Origin of the sequence: Paracoccus pantotrophus (genome assembly GCF_008824185.1) — a bacterium.
GTDB classification, from domain to species: Bacteria; Pseudomonadota; Alphaproteobacteria; order Rhodobacterales; family Rhodobacteraceae; genus Paracoccus; species Paracoccus pantotrophus.
On sequence record NZ_CP044426.1, the window covers coordinates 133,660 to 151,765 of the forward strand.

The 18,106-nt window shown below is 68.3% G+C and carries 14 protein-coding genes; 10 read left to right on the forward strand and 4 right to left on the reverse strand.

Annotated elements, in window-relative coordinates:
- Positions 1-98: 98 nt before the first annotated feature.
- The 3 genes from ESD82_RS11065 to ESD82_RS11075 are packed head-to-tail and all read left to right on the forward strand — an operon-like array spanning position 99 to position 2,966.
- Entirely contained in the window at positions 99-752 is a 654-nt protein-coding gene (locus tag ESD82_RS11065; RefSeq protein WP_024844026.1) for a protein-L-isoaspartate O-methyltransferase family protein, read from the forward strand.
- A gap of 22 nt (positions 753-774) precedes the next feature.
- Positions 775-2,169, forward strand: coding sequence for a TolC family outer membrane protein (locus tag ESD82_RS11070; protein WP_024844025.1), 1,395 nt, complete (start codon positions 775-777; stop codon positions 2,167-2,169).
- Positions 2,170-2,198: 29 nt separating this feature from the next.
- Positions 2,199-2,966: a hypothetical protein gene (locus ESD82_RS11075; protein ID WP_143091225.1), complete on the forward strand. Its 768-nt coding sequence runs from the start codon at positions 2,199-2,201 to the stop codon at positions 2,964-2,966.
- 339 nt (positions 2,967-3,305) lie between these two features.
- Here the strand turns inward: ESD82_RS11075 and ESD82_RS11080 are convergent, their stop codons facing one another.
- Positions 3,306-4,088 (reverse strand): DeoR/GlpR family DNA-binding transcription regulator, encoded by a 783-nt coding sequence (locus ESD82_RS11080; protein ID WP_024844023.1) that lies wholly within the window; start codon positions 4,086-4,088, stop codon positions 3,306-3,308.
- A 186-nt stretch (positions 4,089-4,274) separates the two neighbouring features.
- On the opposite strand from ESD82_RS11080, the gene glpK reads away from it, so the two are divergent.
- The 5 genes from glpK (at position 4,275) to purU (ending at position 12,007) form a co-directional block, all read left to right on the forward strand.
- Positions 4,275-5,762, forward strand: coding sequence for a glycerol kinase GlpK (gene glpK, locus ESD82_RS11085; protein ID WP_024844022.1), 1,488 nt, complete (start codon positions 4,275-4,277; stop codon positions 5,760-5,762).
- The gene (locus ESD82_RS11090; RefSeq protein ID WP_024844021.1) at positions 5,759-6,892 is read left to right on the forward strand and encodes an iron-containing alcohol dehydrogenase; all 1,134 of its coding nucleotides are present in this window, start codon (positions 5,759-5,761) and stop codon (positions 6,890-6,892) included. Before glpK ends, ESD82_RS11090 begins: the two co-directional genes overlap by 4 nt.
- Positions 6,893-7,129: 237 nt before the next feature.
- Complete coding sequence (locus ESD82_RS11095) at positions 7,130-9,910, forward strand: patatin-like protein (RefSeq protein WP_024844020.1); 2,781 nt, start codon at positions 7,130-7,132, stop codon at positions 9,908-9,910.
- Positions 9,911-10,133: 223 nt separating this feature from the next.
- Positions 10,134-11,024: a bifunctional methylenetetrahydrofolate dehydrogenase/methenyltetrahydrofolate cyclohydrolase FolD gene (folD, locus tag ESD82_RS11100; protein ID WP_024844019.1), complete on the forward strand. Its 891-nt coding sequence runs from the start codon at positions 10,134-10,136 to the stop codon at positions 11,022-11,024.
- Between the two features lie 98 nt (positions 11,025-11,122).
- On the forward strand, positions 11,123-12,007 hold the full coding sequence (gene purU, locus ESD82_RS11105; protein WP_024844018.1) for a formyltetrahydrofolate deformylase: 885 nt from the start codon (positions 11,123-11,125) through the stop codon (positions 12,005-12,007).
- A 111-nt stretch (positions 12,008-12,118) separates the two neighbouring features.
- Here the strand turns inward: purU and ESD82_RS11110 are convergent, their stop codons facing one another.
- The 3 genes from ESD82_RS11110 to ESD82_RS11120 form a co-directional block, all read right to left on the reverse strand.
- Positions 12,119-13,786: a SulP family inorganic anion transporter gene (locus ESD82_RS11110; RefSeq protein WP_147428240.1), complete on the reverse strand. Its 1,668-nt coding sequence runs from the start codon at positions 13,784-13,786 to the stop codon at positions 12,119-12,121.
- Positions 13,787-13,853: 67 nt separating this feature from the next.
- The gene (locus ESD82_RS11115) at positions 13,854-14,111 is read right to left on the reverse strand and encodes a helix-turn-helix domain-containing protein (protein ID WP_024844016.1); all 258 of its coding nucleotides are present in this window, start codon (positions 14,109-14,111) and stop codon (positions 13,854-13,856) included.
- 139 nt (positions 14,112-14,250) lie between these two features.
- Positions 14,251-16,275, reverse strand: a complete 2,025-nt coding sequence (locus ESD82_RS11120) for a TonB-dependent receptor domain-containing protein (protein WP_147428239.1) — start codon at positions 16,273-16,275, stop codon at positions 14,251-14,253.
- Between the two features lie 258 nt (positions 16,276-16,533).
- On the opposite strand from ESD82_RS11120, the gene ESD82_RS11125 reads away from it, so the two are divergent.
- Both ESD82_RS11125 and ESD82_RS11130 read left to right on the forward strand, forming a co-directional pair.
- A complete protein-coding gene (locus ESD82_RS11125) occupies positions 16,534-17,148 on the forward strand; it encodes a ribonuclease D (RefSeq protein WP_024844014.1) in 615 nt (204 codons plus the stop codon).
- 10 nt (positions 17,149-17,158) lie between these two features.
- Positions 17,159-18,106 (forward strand): KpsF/GutQ family sugar-phosphate isomerase, encoded by a 948-nt coding sequence (locus ESD82_RS11130; protein WP_024844013.1) that lies wholly within the window; start codon positions 17,159-17,161, stop codon positions 18,104-18,106.

Here is an 18,106-nt window from a genome sequence, read left to right on the forward strand (position 1 = left end):
ACGGTAATGCAGTCGCGGCAAGAATGCGGGCGCCGTTGCCCGCACCGGATTTTCATGGCAAGAGAGCGTAAAGCCAACCGAATGCAGGGTTCGCATACATGACCGATTTCGCGCAGCGCCGCACCATGATGGTCGACACTCAGGTGCGTCCGAACGAAGTGACCAGCTATCCCGTCATCGAGGCGATGCTGAACGTCCCGCGCGAGCAGTTCGTCCCCGAATCGCGCCGGGACGTGGCCTATGCCGGCAACAATATCGACCTTGCCCCCGGCCGCGTCCTGCTGGAGCCGCGGACGCTGGGCAAGATGATGGATGTGCTGAACCTGCAAAACGGCGACCTGGTGCTGGATGTCGGTTGCGGCTACGGCTATTCCGCCGCCGTCATGGCCCGCATCGCCGAGGCCGTCGTCGCGCTGGAAGAGGACGCCGCGATGGCTGCCGAGGCGGAAAGCCGGCTGGCGGCGCAGGACGTGTTCAACGTCGCCGTGGTCCAGGGCGCGCTTTCCGAGGGCTGCGCCGGCCAGGCCCCCTATGACGCCATCCTGATCGAGGGTGCGGTCGAGCAGGTGCCCCAGGCGCTGGCCGAACAGCTGCGCGAGGGCGGCCGCATCGTCGCCATGTTCCGCGAGGGCAATCTGGGCACCGTCCGCATCGGCCACAAGCTGGACGGGCGGTTGAACTGGCGCTTTGCCTTCAATGCCGTCGCCCCGCTGCTGCCGGGCTTTGCGCGTCCGCGGGGTTTTGTCTTGTGATTCCGACAGGAAAGGCCATGGCATGTTTCGCAAAACGCTGAGAACTCTGCGGCCTCCGCTGATCGCAGCCCTGCTTGCGGGCGCGACGACCGCCCCGGCCGGGGCCGAATCGCTGGCCGATGCCATGGTCGCAGCCTATCGCCACTCGGCGCTGCTGGAGCAGAACCGCGCCGTGCTGCGCGCCGCGGACGAGGACGCGGCCACCGCCCTGGCCCAGCTGCGCCCGGTCGTGCAATGGATCGCCGAACACAGTTTCCAGAAGATCAACGGCCTGGCCATCGGCCGCTCGACCGGCATCGGGCTGCAGGCCCAGATCACGCTTTACGACTGGGGCCGCAACGCTATCGCCATCGACGCGGCCAAGGAGACCGTGCTGGCCACCCGCGCCGCGCTGGTCGGCGTGGAACAGGACGTGCTGCTGGGCGCGGTCCAGGCCTATCTGGACGTGCGCAGCGCGACCGAACAGGTTGATCTGCAAGCCAATTCCGTGCGGGTGATCGGTCAGGAGCAGCAGGCCGCCTCGGATCGTTTCGAGGTGGGCGAGATCACCCAGACCGACGTGTCGCAGGCCGATGCCGCCCTGGCCGCGGCGCGTGCCAGCCTGGCGGCCGCACGCGGCAATCTGGAGGTCGCGCGCGAGGCCTATCGCGCCGCGACCGGCCGGGCGCCGGGCCAGTTGGCGCCGCCGCCGCCCACGCCGGCGCTGCCCGCCTCGCTCGAGGCGGCGCGGCAGATCGGCCAGCGCAGCCATCCGGCGATCCTGCAGGCGCAGCGCCTGGCCGCCGCTGCCGAACTGGGCGTCGCTGCCGCTGCCGCCGCGCGCAATCCGACGCTGACCGGCCAGGCCAGCATCGGCCGGTCGAAGGAATTGTCGATCCAGGGGCAGGAATCGACCCGCAACACGCTGGGCGCTTCGCTCAGCCTGTCGCAGACGATCTATTCCGGCGGCCGACTGCCCTCGGCGCATCGCAAGGCCATGGCGCAGCGCGACCAGGCGCGGGCCGGGCTGCTTCAGGTGTCGCGCCAGGTCGATGAGGCGGTCGGCCGGTCCTGGGCAGGCATCGACGTGGCAAGGGCGCAGATCAGTGCCATCGACGAGCAGATCGTCGCCGCGCAGCAGGCCTACGAAGGCGTGCGCGAAGAGGCGACGCTGGGCGCGCGCACGACGCTGGACGTGCTGGATGCCGAGCAATTGCTGCTCGAGGCGCGGGCCAACAAAATCTCGGCCGAGGCCAATCTGCAATTAGCACATTATCAACTTCTGGCTGCTATGGGTCTGTTGACGGTGGAAAACCTGAAACTGGGGATACCGACCTATGACCCATCGGCCTATTACAATGCGGTGCAGGACGCACCCTATACCAGCAGGCAGGGCGAAAGCCTCGACCGCGTCTTGCGCGCGCTCGGCAGGGACTGACGCCGCCGCCCTCGATCCGGGGGCACATCATGCAGCATGAGGTTATGCGGCCACTGGCGCCGGGCCCCGGCTCGGACAATGTCGGCGACGTTCTGGCCTCGATCCGCCGGCTCATCGCCCAGGATGAGGCGGGCTGCCGTATCCCGGACCCGGCGCTGAACGCGCTGCCGGCCGAGGGCGAGGCGTCGCCGGCGCAGACCGCGCCGCTGCCGGCGGGCCGTCCGGCATTCCCTGCGCGAATCACCCCCTTGGTGCTGGATAGCAGCACCCTGGTCGCGGGCCAGCCTATGAAAGCTCCGCAAGCTGGCGCCCCTTCGGCATCGGAGCCGCAGGTCTTCGGCGATTGGCTGCGCATGCCGCCGGCCGAGGAATCTGCGGCGGTCGAGGCCGCGCCGGTGCGGTCAGATGCGACCGAACCCGCGCAAGCCGATGCGGGGACCACACCCGCCCCCCACCAACCCCTTGGCCCTTCGCCCGAGGCGCCGACAAGCACCATTCTGCAAATGGAGGAAACCATGCTGGAAACCATGCTGCATGCCAATGCTTCCGTGACCCCGATCAACCCGGCTGCCCAGGCACAGGCCGCTGAAGCCATGGCCCGCGACACCGGCGAGCCGCATCTTTTCGCGCCCCAGGACAAGGATGCGCAAAAGGGCACCCATCTGCGTGGCATGATCCGCGAGGCGATCCGGCAGGAGCTTCAGGGCGAGATCGGCAACCGGCTCAGCCGTAACCTGCAACAGATGATCCGGCACGAGATCGAACTGGCGTTGCGGCAGATGTGCGAACAGGACTGAACCGGCGTCGCGGCAGCGGGTTTCGGCCGCCGCGCGCCGGTCCGGGACGGGGTTCCGCTTCGTCTTGCCCTGAGCATGCGTCTCGATCCGGCCGGTTGCGAGGGATGCCCGTCGTGTTTCATTTGCCGATCGGCTTCGCGCCGCAAGCCAGGCCTGGGGGGCTTTCCCGAGGGCTGCGGGATCGGTTCAGCGCGATGCAGAGCCGTTTCAGCCCGCGCGTCGGATGGGCGGTCGCGCCCTTCGTCAGCCGGCTGTCGGTGCCGGATCGCCTTTGGCCGTCCCGGCGCGGCGACCCGGTCATCCGCCGATCGTTCGTGCCGGGCTGGTTCCGGTTGTTCGTCAATCCGCGCTCTGGCTTGCCGGGGGACAAAGCCGCACTTCGGTGCGCCATTCCGTGCAGCGCCGGTGCAGATCCTGGGGCAGGGGCTGGTCGGTGAAGACGGCGTCCAACTCGGCCAGGCTGGCGATGCGGGCCGGCGCCGGGCGGCCGATCTTGGAATGATCCGTGACCAGGAAGGCGCGGCGCGACTGGCGCAGGATGGCGCGGCTGACCCGCACCTCGGCCAGGTCGAAGTCCAGCAGGTCGCCGTCATGGTCCAGCGCCGAAGTGCCGATGACCGCGTAATCCACCTTGAACTGCTCGAAGAACTGGGTGGTGAGTTCCCCCACCAACCCCCCGTCCGAGCGGCGCAGCGTGCCGCCCGTCACCATGATCTCGCAGCCCGGATTGGCCAGCAGGATATTGGCGACATTCATGTTGTTGGTGATGACGGTGATGTTGGAATGATGGATCAGCGCGCGGGCCACCGCCTCGGTCGTGGTGCCCAGGTTCAGGATCAGGCTGCAATTGTCGGGGATCTCCGCCGCGCAGGCCGCGCCGATGGCGGCCTTGGCCTCGGCATTCATGCGCCGTCGCGCCTCGTAGCCCAGGTTGACCGCGCCGGCGCGCGGCACCGCCCCGCCATGCACGCGGTCCAGAAGGCCCGCCCCCGCCATCTCGCCCAGGTCGCGGCGGATCGTCTGCAAGGTCACGTCGAAACGCTGCGCCAGATCCTCGACCAGCACCCGGCCTTCGGCGCGGGCGAGTTCCAGGATCTCGTTCTGGCGTATGCTGAGCGCCACCGGGCTCTCCATCGGCTGGATCGCGATCACTTTATGCGATCAAGCCTCGCGCGCAAGCGTTCCTTGCGAGGCATGGAACCGGCGCCGATGTTCGGATCGCGGCGATCCGCCCGGAAACGAAAGCCGCTTGACCGACCGGATGCCGCGGTGCAGCCTGCGCATCACCCCGATGACAGCAGGCCGCCGATGACCCATATCCTTGCCATCGACCAGGGCACGACCTCGTCCCGGGCCATCGTCTTTGACGCTGGCCTGCGTCCGGTCGCCTCGGCGCAGCACGAGTTTGCGCAGCACTACCCCTCCTCGGGCTGGGTCGAGCATGACCCTTCGGACCTTTGGGTCAGCGTGGCGGGCGTGGCGCGCGCGGCGGTGGAGAAGGCCGGGATCCATGCCCGCGACATCGCCGCCATCGGCATCACCAACCAGCGCGAGACCACGCTGCTCTGGGACCGGCAGACCGGCCGGCCGCTGCACCGCGCCATCGTCTGGCAGGACCGCCGCACCGCCGATCTTTGCGCCCGGCTGAGCGCCGAGGGGCACGAGCCGATGATTGCCGCCCGCACCGGCCTGCTGCTCGATCCCTATTTCTCGGGCTCCAAGCTGAAATGGCTGCTCGACCATGTCGAGGGCGCCCGCGCCCGCGCCCGGCGCGGCGAACTGGCCTTCGGCACCGTCGACAGCTGGCTGATCTGGAACCTGACCGGTGGCAAGGTGCATGCCACCGACGCCACCAACGCTGCGCGCACGCTGCTCTACAACATCGCCGAGAACCGCTGGGACGCCGAGATCTGCGCGCTTTTCGACATTCCCATGCAGCTTCTGCCCGAGGTCAGGGATTGCGCCGCCGATTACGGCACCACGCGGGCGGACCTGTTCGGGCGCGAGATCCCGATCCTGGGGGTTGCGGGCGATCAGCAGGCGGCGACGGTGGGCCAGGCCTGTTTCGCGCCGGGCATGATGAAATCGACCTATGGCACCGGCTGTTTCGCGCTGCTGAACACCGGCGCGGACATGGTGGCCTCGACGAACCGCCTGCTGACCACCATCGCCTATCGGCTGGGGGGGCGGACGACCTATGCGCTGGAGGGGTCGATCTTCATCGCCGGTGCGGTGGTGCAATGGCTGCGCGACGGGCTGGGGCTGATCGGTCGGGCATCCGAGACGCAGGCGCTGGCCGAGGCGGCGGATCCGGGCCAGGATCTGGTCCTGGTGCCGGCCTTCACCGGGCTTGGGGCACCCTATTGGCGGCCGGATTGCCGCGGTGCAATCTTCGGGTTGACGCGGGCCTCGGGCCCGGCCGAGCTGGCGCGGGCGGCGCTGGAGAGCGTGGGTTTCCAGACCCGCGACCTGTGGGAGGCGATGCGGGCGGATTGGCCGGCTGCGGCGCGGGGCGTGCTGCGGGTGGATGGCGGCATGGCGGCGAGCGGCTGGACCATGCAGTTCCTGGCCGACATTCTGGGCGCGCCGGTGGATCGCCCGGCGGTGACCGAGACGACGGCGCTTGGCGCGGGCTACCTGGCGGGGTTGCAGGCGGGCCTGTGCCCGCCGCCCGAGGATTTCGCCCGCGCCTGGTCGCTGGAGCGCCGCTTCGAACCCGCCATGCCCGATGCCGACCGCGAGGCCCGATACGCAAGGTGGAAAACCGCCGTCGCCGCAACGATGGGGGTGGTATGACCGCGTTTTCCTTTGCCCTGCCGGGCCGGGTGGTCTTTGGCCGCGGCGAGGCGCAGAGGGCGCCGGCGCTGATCCGCGCCCATGGCCCGCGCGGCGTGCTGGTGCATGGCGCGAACCCGGCCCGCGCCGCCTGGCTGCTCGACGCGCTGCGCGCCGAGGGCGCCGAGGTCATGGCCGTGACCTGCGGGGCCGAGCCGACCCTGCCCATGCTGGAGGCGGCGCTGGATCAGGCCAGGGGCTTCGGCGCCGATTGGGTCGCGGCGCTGGGCGGCGGCGCGGCGCTGGACCTGGGCAAGGCGCTGGCGGCGTTGATCCCGGCGCCGGGCGGAATCATGGATCACCTGGAGGTGGTTGGCCGTGGCCTGCCGCTGGCCGCCCCGCCCTTGCCCTTCATCGCCCTGCCGACCACCGCCGGCACCGGCGCCGAGGCGACGCGCAACGCGGTGATCGGGCTGCCCGAGCATGGCCGCAAGGTCTCGATCCGGGACGAGCGCATGCTGCCGCGCCTGGCCATCGTCGATCCGGCCCTGACCGACCATTGCCCGCGCGCGGTGACGCTGGCCTCGGGGCTCGATGCGCTGGCGCAGGTGATCGAGCCCTATGTCTCGGCCCGCGCCACGCCCTTTACCGATGCGCTGGTGCGTCCCGCGATCCTGCCGGGCCTGCGGGCGCTGAAGCGGCTGATCGAGGCCGAGGATGCGGCGGCGCGCGACGTGATGGCCTGGGTCAGCCTTTGCGGCGGGATGGCGCTGGCGAATGGCGGGCTGGGCGCGGTCCACGGCCTTGCCGGCGTGATCGGCGGCGTGACGCCCGCCGCGCATGGCGCGATCTGCGGCGCGTTGCTGGGGCCGGTGCTGGCGATGAACCGCGCCCACAGTCCCGACCCGACCCGCATCCACGAGGTCTGCGGCGAGATCGCCGGCGTTCTCGGCGGTGGTGCCGGCGAGGCGCCGCAAGGGCTTTCCTGCTGGGCGCGTGCCGCCGGGCTGCCAGGGCTGGGCGCGCAGGGGCTGGACCCGGCCCGGCACCGGGCGGTGGCCGAAGCCTCGCTCGGCAGTTCCTCGATGAAGGGCAATCCCTTCGTCCCCTCGGTGCTGCAGCTGTGCGAGGTCTTGCGCGAGGCAGGCTGAGGGGGCCGTCGGCCGGTTTTCGGCGCGGGTCGCCCCGGATCCGCGCCGCGGCCTGATCGCCGCGCATGATGCGTGGCGCGCTGGCGCCTGTCGCGTCTTGCAACGGGCCGGATCTGGGTGATCGCTCGCCCGGCTGATGGTTGCATTTCCCGCGAGACAATTTGGCGGATTTCGCTTATCGTGCTGAAACAGAACGGTTCTTGTCACCTGTCAGCCAGACGGTATCGGGGGGACGGAATGGTCGAACGGGCCACGGGTGAGGTGCGCTTCGCGGTCGTCCTGTACGGCGGCGTCTCGCTGGCGATCTACATGAACGGCATCGCGCAGGAACTGCTGCGCATGGTGCGCGGCAGTTCCGACCTGCCGGACGAGGCGCTGGCGCCTGGCGAACTGATCTATCGCCGGCTGTCGCGCGCGCTGGCGGGCCCGCGCGGCGGGCGCAAGCGCTTCGTGATCGACATCATCTCGGGCACCTCGGCGGGCGGGATCAACGGCGTGGCGCTGGCCAAGGCGCTGGTTGTGGGCGCGCGCGACATCGACATCCTGCGCGAGGCCTGGACGGAAAAAGCCGATATCGGCCAGTTGCTCAACGACCGCCAGGGCATTGCCGGCCGCCTGCGCCCGACCGAATCGCTGCTGGACGGCGGCCATATGTTCCGGGTGCTGCACGACACGCTGGCCCGGCTGACCGGCGACGGCCGGCCGCTGGCCGAGACGGTGGACCTGTTCGTCACCGCCACCGACCTGCACGGCCGGCAGGCGCCGATCCACCTGACCGGCGCGCGGCTGGACGAAAGGGTCCACCGCAAGGTGTTCCATTTCGCCTATGACGGGGCGGGCCGCAACGATTTCGGCCCCGGAAACGAGGCCATGCTGGCCTTTGCCGCGCGCTGCACCTCGTCCTTTCCGGTGGCCTTTCCGCCGATGCGCTTTGCCGACATGCCGGCCGCGGCGCAGGATGCCGGCTTTGCCCGCTTCTTCGACCACGACCCGGATTATGCCGGCCGGCCGTTCGCCGATGGCGGCTATCTGGACAACCGGCCCTTCAGCTATGCGACCGGGCTGATCCCGTCGCGCCCGACCACCCTGCCGGGCGAGCGCAAGCTTCTGTTCATCGACCCTTTCCCCGAGGCGCCCGCGCCCTCCGGCCAGCCGTCCGAGCCAGTCGATTTCCTGCAAAACGCCCAGCTGGCGCTGACCGGGCTGCCGCGCTACGAGGTGATCCGCGACGATATCCGCGCCATTGCCCGCATGAACCGGCGGCTGGAGCGGCTGGGCGCCTTGCAGACCCGCTGGCGCGAGGACCAGCGGCGGGTCGAGGCGGCCGGGCGCAAGATGCGGCAAAGGCGCAAGCCGGCCGACCTGGACCGGATGGACCTGGCCGACCTGATGACCGGCGCCTATCAATACCCGCAGAACTACCCACTTTATCACCACCTGCGGGTCTATGGCACCACCGACGGGCTGTCGGCGATGGTGGCCGGGCTGGCCGGATACCCGCCGGATTCGGACGTGGCGCTGTATCTGCGCCAGATCCTGCGTGGCTGGCGCGACGAGAACTTCAGCGCCTATCACGCCGAGGGCCGCGAGACCGAGAACGCCTACCTGTCCCGCTATGACCTGGATTTCCGGCTGCGCCGGCTGATCCATCTGCGCGCCCATATCGACGAGGCGCTGGACCGGCGCGAGCGCATCCAGGGCGAGAACGTGGCGCTGCACCTGTCCCCGGAACTGCTGGCGCCCCTGCGCGTCCGGATCGAAGAGGAACTGGCCGAGCTGCGCCGCCTGGCCAGTCCCGACGGCAGCCGGGCGCAGGCCCTGCTGGCCGGCGCCGAGATCCTTCGGCTGGACGGGCTGATCTCGGCCGAATACAGCGCGGTGATGAAGCTTGCGACGCTCGATCAGCGGTATCGCAGGGCGCGCGAGATCTATCGCGGCACGGAAATCAAGGCGCTGGTGGACAAGGCACTGGCCCGGCTGGGCCGGGACATGCGCGCGGTCTTCGACGCCAGCAGCGCCCGCATCCGCGCCGACCTGGCCCAGCCCGAATTGCAGCCGCTTCTGGATGTCTATGACGATTTCCATTGGCATGACGTGATGACCTATCCCTTCCTGGAGGGGTCCGAGCTTCAGGAACATTCGCAGGTCGAGGTGTTCCGCGTCAGCCCCGCCGACAGCGGGCTGAACCCGCGGCCCGACAAGCTGGCGGGCATCGCCGTCGGTGCCTTCGGCGGCTTCCTGAACCGGGACTGGCGCGAGCATGACATCCTGTGGGGCCGGCTCGACGGGGCCGAGCGTATCGTCGCGGCGCTGATGTCCGACCGCCCCGAGGCCGAGCGCAACGCCTGGATACAGGAGTTCCAGAACCAGATCCTGCGCGAGGAATATGGCGAAGTGGCGGGCCAGGCCCGGCGGCTGGCGCTGCTCAAGGCCAAGCTGCGCGATGCCCGCATCGACGAGGACGCCTTCGAGGAGACTGCCGCCCAGGCGCTGGGGGTCAAGGACGCGGCCGAGCTGGACCTGCGGCGTTTCGGCACGCATTACAAGGATTTCAAGCCCATCGGACCGCGCCCGCCCGAGATCGCGGGCTGGAGCAGCCGCGCCATGGCGATCCTGTCGCGCATGATCGACGATCTGCCCGACGACGGCATCCTGCGCATGCTGGGCAGCCGCGGGGCGGCGGCGCTGCGGGCCGGTGGCGGGCTGATCTCGGGCTTTGCGCGCTTTGCCATGCCCGGCAGCTACTGGCGGATGCTGGCGGACAAGATGCTGTTCCTGGCCATGCTGGCGGGGTTGCTGGTGGTGCTGCTGTCGCCCTGGCTGGGATCGGCGGCTGCCAGGATCGGCTGGCTGCTGCTTGCGGTCGCGATCGCGACCTGGCTCCTGCTCCACAGCTTCGGGCGCTGGCTGCGCGGGCGCGACAGCCTGCCGCAGGCGTTGCGCTGGCTGGCGCTCTGCGTTGCGCTGGCGCTGATGGGCGTGGGGCTGGCAACTGTCGCAGATCGCCTGTTCGGCTGACGCAGCCCGCGCGAGGCCGCGTCGCAAACCGACTGCGCCTTGTCGCAATAGGGCCTGAGCGTTGCGCCGCCCGGTTGGAAAAAGGCGTCAACGGGGATAGAGGCGAACCGGAACGGGCAGGCCCGCGATGAATCGGGCTTGCGCATGCCGGCGCCTGCGCTATCCGCGCGCGGAGGGGCCGGGGTCTGCGCGAGGGATGCGGAATGCGAAGGAGAACGGGCCTATGGGGGCAAGGATCATCGACGGCAAGGGTTTTGCTTCTGGTGTTCGGGGGCGGGTTGCAGAGGCTGTGGCCCGGCTGAAGGCGGCGCATGGGATCACGCCCGGCCTGGCGGTGGTGCTGGTGGGCGAGGATCCGGCCAGCCAGGTCTATGTCCGCAACAAGGGCGTCCAGACCCGCGAGGCCGGCATGGCGAGCTTTGAGCACAAGCTGCCGGCCGAGACCCCGCAGGCGGAACTGCTGGCGCTGATCGCCCGGCTGAACGCCGATCCGGCCGTCCATGGCATCCTGGTGCAGCTGCCGCTGCCCGGGCATATGGACGCCGAGGCGGTGATCAACGCCATCGACCCGAGGAAGGACGTGGACGGCTTCCATGTGCTGAACGTGGGCCTGCTCGGCACCGGGCAGAAGGCGATGGTGCCCTGCACGCCCTTGGGCTGCCTGATGCTCTTGCGCGACGCCCTCGGCGATCTTGCCGGGCTGAACGCGGTGGTGGTCGGGCGCTCGAACATCGTCGGCAAGCCGATGGCGCAACTGTTGTTGAACGAAAGCTGTACGGTGACCATCGCGCACAGTCGGACGCGGGATCTGGCGGGGCTGTGCCGCAGCGCCGACATCCTGGTCGCGGCGGTGGGCCGGCCGCGGATGATTCGCGGCGACTGGGTCAAGCCGGGCGCCACGGTGATCGACGTGGGCATCAACCGCATCGAGGAGGAGGGCCGCACGCGCCTGGTCGGCGACGTGGATTTCGAGGGTGCAGCAGGGGTCGCGGGCGCCATCACCCCGGTGCCGGGCGGCGTCGGGCCGATGACCATCGCCTGCCTTTTGGCCAATACGCTGACCGCCTGCTGCCGGGCCAATGGCTGGCCCGAGCCCGAGGGGCTGACCGCCTGAGCGCGCCGCCGCACCGGGGGCGCTTCGCCCCCCGGACCCCCCGAGGATATTTGCACAAGGAAGAAACCAGGGCCCGTGCCCTTTCAGTGGAGAGCCAGATGAAGAAATACACGCTGACGGTCGCCTGCCCCTCGACCCGCGGCATCGTCGCCACCGTGGCCGGCTTTCTGGCCGAGCACGGCTGCAACATCACCGATTCGAGCCAGTTCGACGATACCGAGACCGGCAAGTTCTTCATGCGGGTGAGCTTCGTTTCCGAGGAAGGCGCGGGGCTGGAGGAGTTGCGCGAAGGTCTGGCCGAACCGGCCAGGCCCTTCGACATGCAATACGCCATCCATGACGAGGCCGAGAAGATGAAGGTCGTGATCATGGTCAGCCGCTTTGGCCATTGCCTGAACGACCTCTTGTATCGCTGGCGCATCGGCGCGCTGCCGATCGACATCGTGGCGGTGATCTCGAACCACATGGATTATCAGAAGGTGGTGGTGAACCACGACATCCCCTTCCATTGCATCAAGGTCACCAAGGAGAACAAGCCGCAGGCCGAGGCGCAGCTGATGGCCGTGGTCGAGGATTCGGGCGCCGAGCTGGTGGTGCTGGCGCGCTACATGCAGGTGCTGTCGGATGAGCTTTGCCGCAAGATGTCGGGGCGGATCATCAACATCCACCATTCCTTCCTGCCGAGCTTCAAGGGCGCCAATCCCTACAAGCAGGCCTTCGAGCGCGGGGTGAAGCTGATCGGCGCGACCAGCCATTACGTCACCGCCGACCTGGACGAGGGCCCGATCATCGAGCAGGACATCATCCGCGTGACCCACGCGCAATCGCCCGAGGATTATGTCAGCCTGGGCCGCGACGTGGAAAGCCAGGTGCTGGCCCGCGCCATCCACGCCCATATTCACCGCCGGGTGTTCCTGAACGGCAACAAGACCGTCGTCTTCCCCGCTTCGCCGGGAAGCTACGCCTCCGAGCGCATGGGCTGAGAGTGCGGGGCGGCCATCGAGCCGCCCTTTTCCGGCCCCCGCTCTCACCGTTGCAAAAATACTCCCGCCGGAGGCATGGCGCCGAAACAGACGCCGCCCGCGCGGAATAGGCTAGGATCCGTGACGCCGGCGCAGCGCCTCCTCGACCGTGGGGGCGTAATGCACCAGCGGACGGCGCAGGCCGTGGGTCAGCAGCACCCGGCGGATGTCGCGGCTGGTGCCGGTCAGCCACAGCGCGATGCCGCGGCGCTGCGCCTTGTGCGCCAGCCCCTCGATCATGTTGGCGCCGGTGGAATCCAGGAAGGGCACGGCGCTGAAATCCACCACCAGCACCCGGAACCCGTCCTGGATGCGATCCAGGACCGAGCCGATCGAGGCCGTGGCGCCGAAAAACAGCGCCCCCGAGATGCGATAGACCACCACATCGCGCGGCTGCGGCTGGTCCGGGCGCGGCTGGGCGCTGTCGGCCGTATCGGCGCCGACCAGCGCCTCGACCCCCACGGCCTGGCTCATGCGCTGGATGAACAGCACCGAGCCGAGCGCCAGCCCGACCACGATGGCCTCGGTCAGGTCGCGGAAGATGGTCAGCCCGAAGGTGACCAGCAGCACCGCCGCCTCGCCCCAGCCCGAGCGCAGCAGGATGGCGATGGCCGGTTTCTCGATCATGTTCCAGGCCACCACCGCCAGCACGCCGGCCAGCGCCGCCAGCGGGATATAAGACGCCAGCGGCGCCGCCAGCAGCATGAAGCCCAGCAGGAACAGCGCATGCAGCATCCCCGCCACCGGCCCATGCGCGCCCGCGCGCACATTGGTCGCCGTCCGCGCGATGGTGCCGGTGACGCAGATGCCGCCGAACAACGCCGAGCCCATATTGGCCACGCCCTGCGCCACCAGCTCGCAATTCGAGCGGTGGCGGCGGCCGGTCATGCCATCCGCGACCACCGCCGACAGCAGCGATTCGATGGCGCCGAGCAGCGTCAGCGAGACCGCTGCGGGCAGCAGCGCCAGCACCTTGTCCAGCGACAGCCCCGGCAGAGCGGGGGCGGGCAGGGAGGACGGAATGCCGCCGAAGCGGCTGCCGATGGTCGCGACATCCGCCCCCGCCGCCGCGGTGAAGCCCGCCGCCAGCGCCACGGCGATCAGCATGCCGGGCCAATGCGGCCGGGTGCGTTTCAGCCCCAGGATCACCGCGACGGTTCCCAGCGCGATCCCCAGGGCCGCGGGGCTGAGGCTGGCGCGGGCCTGCCAGAGGGCGGGGATCTTTTCCACCAGCTCGCCCGGCTCATGGGCCAGCGCCAGCCCGAAGATCTCCTTCAGCTGGCTGGTGAAGATGATGACGGCGATGCCGGCGGTGAAGCCGACCGTCACCGGAAAGGGGATGAACTTGATGAAGGTGCCCAGCCTGAGCAGCCCGATAGCCACCAGCATCAGTCCCGACATGAAGGTCGCCAGGATCAGCCCCGACATGCCGTGCTGCGCCACGATCCCGGCGACCAGCACGATGAAGGCCCCCGCCGGCCCGCCGATCTGGTAGCGCGAGCCGCCAAGCGCCGAGACCAGGAAGCCGCCGATGATGGCGGTATAGAGCCCCTGCGCCGGCGAGGCGCCGGAGGCGATGGCAATGGCCATCGACAGGGGCAGCGCCACGATGGCGACGGTCAGCCCGGCCAGGGCATCGGCGCGCAGCTCGGCCGCGCCATAGCCCTCGCGCAGGACGGTGATCAGTTTCGGGGTGAACAGCGGCGCAAATCCGGGACTTGCGCTGGCCTGCTGGGTCATCTGGTGCCGCACCTTTGCAAAAGGGGGCGGCGGGATCGTCGGCTTTCGTCGGCGGTCGCCGTCGCGGTTACGTCCTGGGACCGGATTTCAGCCGCACGCCGCGCCCGCCCGAGGGGCTGGCGGCGCCTTCGCCGATCAGCTCGATCCCGGCGGCCTCCAGCGCCTCGACCACGCGGGTCAGGCTTTCGACCACGCCGCGCACATTGCCGTCGCTGGCCTCCATGCGCTGGATGGTGGGAACCGACAGGCCCGAGAGTTCGGCCAGCCGCTTCTGGTCGATGCCAAGAAGGGCCCGTGCCGCACGCATCTGCGCCGAGGTCATCATGCGGTGATTTCCAATCCTTTATGATGGATGCCTAGCATGGCTATCATGATATTTCAAATATCATCTTTGCTTTCTGAGATATAAGGAAAAGGCCCCCGCGAAGGGGGCCTTTCCGGTTCGTGTCCGAGTGGGCAGGAGATCAGAACTTCATCGTCGTGCCCAGTGTGATCGTGCGACCGGGCGCCCAGACCGGCTCGATTCCACCGTTGCGATCATTCGCGGCATAACCCGAACGCTCGTAATAGTTCTTGTCGAACAGGTTATCGACGCTGAGCCGGACTGCCACGTTCTCATATGCCTGGGGCGTCCACTCGGCATAGGCGTTGACCACGGTATAGGACGGCTGCTTGTAGTAGGTTGTCGTGGAGGTCACCCGCTCGTCGATCGAGCCTGCCCACTCCACCGAGGCGCCCAGGACCGTGTTCCATGCCGGCAGTTCGTGATCGACCCAGAGCGTGGCGGTTTCGCCCACCGGCATGAAATAGACGCCGTTGTTGGGCAGGACATCGTCACCATCGCCGGTCACGTCCGCCTTGGTGAAGGAGGCGCCGATCCGGGTATTGCCGAAGTCATAGGTGCCATGCAGGGTGACGCCCTTGCTGCGATATTCCTCGGTGCGGTTGGTCAGCAGGGTCGAGGATTCGTAGCTCAGCAGTCCGTCGATCTTCGTGTCGAAGACCGTGATGCCGGCCTGCCAGGCGTCGCCGTTAAAGTTCGCTCCGACCTTGAGGTTCTTGGCCGTGCCCGTGTCCAAGTTCGGGTCGGTGACGAAGGCGTTGCTGCGGGCATGGACATAGCCGTAATCGCCGATGACGTAGCCCAGCCAGGTGCGCGAAGCACCCGCGAAAACCTCGATACTGTCGTTGACGCGATAGGCGAGGGTGCCATTCACGCTGGCGCCGGAATCGCTGAACCGCTCGCCGTTCCAATCGGTAAAGCGATGCGCGTCGTAGCGCGCGCCGGTCGAAAGGCTGAAGCCGTTCTGGAACTCGAACCGACCCTGGGCGAAGACGCCGATCTGGCTCGTCGAGAAGTTGCGGTAACGACGGTTGTTGTTGCCAGCGCCATAGTTGTCTGTGGCGTAGTCGTGTTGGTTGAAATCGACCCCTGCGGTGATCTTGCCGGTGTTGATCGTAAAGGTGTTCTGCACCTTGCCGCCGAACTGTTCCTCCTCGAAAATTGCGTTGCCGTTATTCGCAGAAACATAGGTCGGGTCACCATTTTCGTCTCTGCGCAGTGTCAGATAATTCGGTCGCCAGTATTCGTATTGGCTGAAGTAAAGCGAAACCTCGGGATCCCACATGTCGGTCGGCTCGGTCGAGGTATAGGTCAGCTTGACCGTGTCACGGCTGACCTTCAGCGGATGAACCTCGTCGCCGGCAAGGCCCATATTCGCCTTGATCAGACGATCGGCCTCGTCACGGCTGCGCTCCAGGCCAAGCTCGATCCGGTGCCCCTCGAACTCATAGCCCAGCTTGGCCAAGACATTGCGCGCCGCAGGTTCGGTGCCCAGTACTTCCTTGCCGTCACCGTTGTCGTAATTGTCGCCGTTCGAGCCGTGGGCCATGATGAACCAGTCGAACCCGCCGCTCCGGCCATAGCCGGCCAGGCTGCCCGAGAAGCCGCGACCATTCGAGCCATAGGAAAGTGCTGCACGGCCGCCGACGTTCTGTCCCGCTTCCAGCAGATCGAGCGCGCCCACCGTCTCGTAGCGCAGCGCACCCGCTGCGGCGGCAAAACCAGAGTCGGCTGCTGCTGCGCCGGCTTCGACTTCGACCGATTTCAGGAAGGCCGGGTCGATCACGTTCGAGCCGGTATGGTGCCAGCTGGTCTGCGCTTGCGGCAGGCCGTCCACGGTAACGGCAAGCAGCGATTGCTCGATGCCGAAGACACTGACCTTCTTCGCCGGTCCGCCACCACCCGAGACGGTGATGGAGGATTCGCGCGCGAACAGTTCCGAGACATCGGCGGGCTGCAGCGCCTCGATGTCCTCGGGGGTGACGGAAACGCCGCCGGTCGCCTCGACATTCTCCTGGCCATCGGCGACCAGGGTGATCGGATTGAGGACCACGGTCTCGGCGTTCTGGTTGTCCTGGGCGTAAAGGGCCGTCGCCAGCGCCAGAGAGGACACCCCGGCCAGCGGAAGAATTCGGCGCAATTTCATGGTCATTTGCCTTGAGTCGTTTGGAACTGGCGCGATTTACCGGGCTGCCCGCCATGAACACAAGTATTTTACTCGGAAATTCGGCCTTATCTCAGTAAAACAGTCGGGATTGTTGCGCATCTGCGTCACTTTCCCGGCCGGGCGCGATGTTCCTCGCAGAATGACGGGTCGCGGGATACCGAGATCCGAAGCCGGGGCTGGCGCAGGCGGGGGCATTGGGGTTACAGCAACCCAAACCCGCAGCCCGAGAAGCCACAGATGACCATCACCCTTTATCAAAACGACCTGCCGGACGATCTGGACCTGGGTCCGGTCGTGGCCATCGACACCGAGACGATGGGGCTCGATCCGCGCCGCGACCGGCTGTGCCTGGTGCAGCTGTCCTCGGGCGACGGCAATGCGCATCTGGTGCAGATCGCCCAGGGCCAGCGGCAGGCGCCGAACCTGGTGCGGATGCTGGCCGATCCCCAGGTGCTGAAGCTGTTCCACTTCGGCCGCTTCGACATCGCCGCGCTGGAGGCGGCCTTCGGCGTGGTGACGCAGCCGGTCTGGTGCACCAAGATCGCCAGCAAGATGGTGCGCACCTATACCGACCGGCACGGGCTGAAATACCTGCTTTCGGAACTGGTCGGCGTCGACATCTCCAAGCAGCAGCAGACCAGCGACTGGGGCGCGGCGGATCTGTCCGAGGCGCAGCTGGAATATGCCGCCTCGGACGTGCTGCATCTGCATGCGCTGAAGGCCGAGCTGGAAAAGCGGCTGGCGCGCGAGGGGCGGCTGGACCTGGCGCAGGCCTGTTTCGACTTTCTTCCCACCCGCGCCCATCTGGACCTGCTGGGCTGGGGGGATGAAAACGACATCTTCCATCACTAGGTAGCGGGCCATGAGCGCATATCTCGATACCGCCCGCCGGGTGATCCGCACCGAGGCCGAGGGGCTGGCCCTGCTGGCCGACGGCCTTGGCGACAGCTTCGACCGCGCGGTCGAGACCATCCTGGCCGCGCGCGGCCGCGTGGTCGTGTCCGGCATGGGCAAGTCCGGCCATGTCGGGCGCAAGATCGCGGCCACGCTGGCCTCGACCGGGACGCCGGCGCAATTCGTCCACCCGGCCGAGGCGAGCCATGGCGACCTGGGCATGGTGACGCAGGGCGACGTGGCGCTGGTGCTGTCCAATTCCGGCGAGACGCCGGAACTGGCCGACCTGATCGCCCATACCCGGCGCTTCCAGATCCCGCTGATCGGCGTCGCCGGGCGGGCGCAATCGACGCTGCTGCGCCAGGCCGACGTGGCGCTGGTCCTGCCCCAGGCGCCCGAGGCCTGCGGCACCGGCATCGTGCCCACCACCTCGACCACCATGACCATCGCGCTGGGCGATGCGCTGGCCGTGGCGCTGATGGAGCATCGCCAGTTCACGCCCGAGCATTTCCGCACCTTCCATCCCGGCGGCAAGCTGGGCGCGAAACTGTCGAAAGTGGCCGACCTGATGCACCGCGACATGCCGCTGGTGGCCGAGACCGCGCCCATGGCCGAGGCGCTGCTGACCATCAGCCAGAAAAGCTTCGGCGTGACCGGGGTGACGGATGCCGCGGGGCGGCTGACCGGCATCATCACCGACGGCGACCTGCGGCGGCACATGCAGGGGCTGCTGGACCATAGCGCCGCCGAGGTGATGACCCGCAACCCGCGCACCATCGGCCCCGACCAACTGGCCGAAGCGGCGCTGGCCGAGATGCAGGCCCGCCGCATCACCTGCCTGTTCGTAGTCACGCCCGAAGGGATGCCGGCCGGGCTGATCCATATCCACGACTTCCTGCGCACGGGGCTTGTCTGA

What these genes read in the sequence shown, in the direction of transcription:
- ESD82_RS11065 (WP_024844026.1), top strand. Translation starts at nt 99, where the DNA reads ATGACCGATTTCGCGCAGCGCCGCACCATGATGGTCGACACTCAGGTG.
- ESD82_RS11070 (WP_024844025.1), top strand. Translation starts at nt 775, where the DNA reads ATGTTTCGCAAAACGCTGAGAACTCTGCGGCCTCCGCTGATCGCAGCC.
- ESD82_RS11075 (WP_143091225.1), top strand. Translation starts at nt 2,199, where the DNA reads ATGCAGCATGAGGTTATGCGGCCACTGGCGCCGGGCCCCGGCTCGGAC.
- glpK (WP_024844022.1), top strand. Translation starts at nt 4,275, where the DNA reads ATGACCCATATCCTTGCCATCGACCAGGGCACGACCTCGTCCCGGGCC.
- ESD82_RS11090 (WP_024844021.1), top strand. Translation starts at nt 5,759, where the DNA reads ATGACCGCGTTTTCCTTTGCCCTGCCGGGCCGGGTGGTCTTTGGCCGC.
- ESD82_RS11095 (WP_024844020.1), top strand. Translation starts at nt 7,130, where the DNA reads ATGGTCGAACGGGCCACGGGTGAGGTGCGCTTCGCGGTCGTCCTGTAC.
- folD (WP_024844019.1), top strand. Translation starts at nt 10,134, where the DNA reads ATGGGGGCAAGGATCATCGACGGCAAGGGTTTTGCTTCTGGTGTTCGG.
- purU (WP_024844018.1), top strand. Translation starts at nt 11,123, where the DNA reads ATGAAGAAATACACGCTGACGGTCGCCTGCCCCTCGACCCGCGGCATC.
- ESD82_RS11110 (WP_147428240.1), bottom strand. Translation starts at nt 13,786, where the DNA reads ATGACCCAGCAGGCCAGCGCAAGTCCCGGATTTGCGCCGCTGTTCACC.
- ESD82_RS11115 (WP_024844016.1), bottom strand. Translation starts at nt 14,111, where the DNA reads ATGATGACCTCGGCGCAGATGCGTGCGGCACGGGCCCTTCTTGGCATC.
- ESD82_RS11120 (WP_147428239.1), bottom strand. Translation starts at nt 16,275, where the DNA reads ATGAAATTGCGCCGAATTCTTCCGCTGGCCGGGGTGTCCTCTCTGGCG.
- ESD82_RS11125 (WP_024844014.1), top strand. Translation starts at nt 16,534, where the DNA reads ATGACCATCACCCTTTATCAAAACGACCTGCCGGACGATCTGGACCTG.
- ESD82_RS11130 (WP_024844013.1), top strand. Translation starts at nt 17,159, where the DNA reads ATGAGCGCATATCTCGATACCGCCCGCCGGGTGATCCGCACCGAGGCC.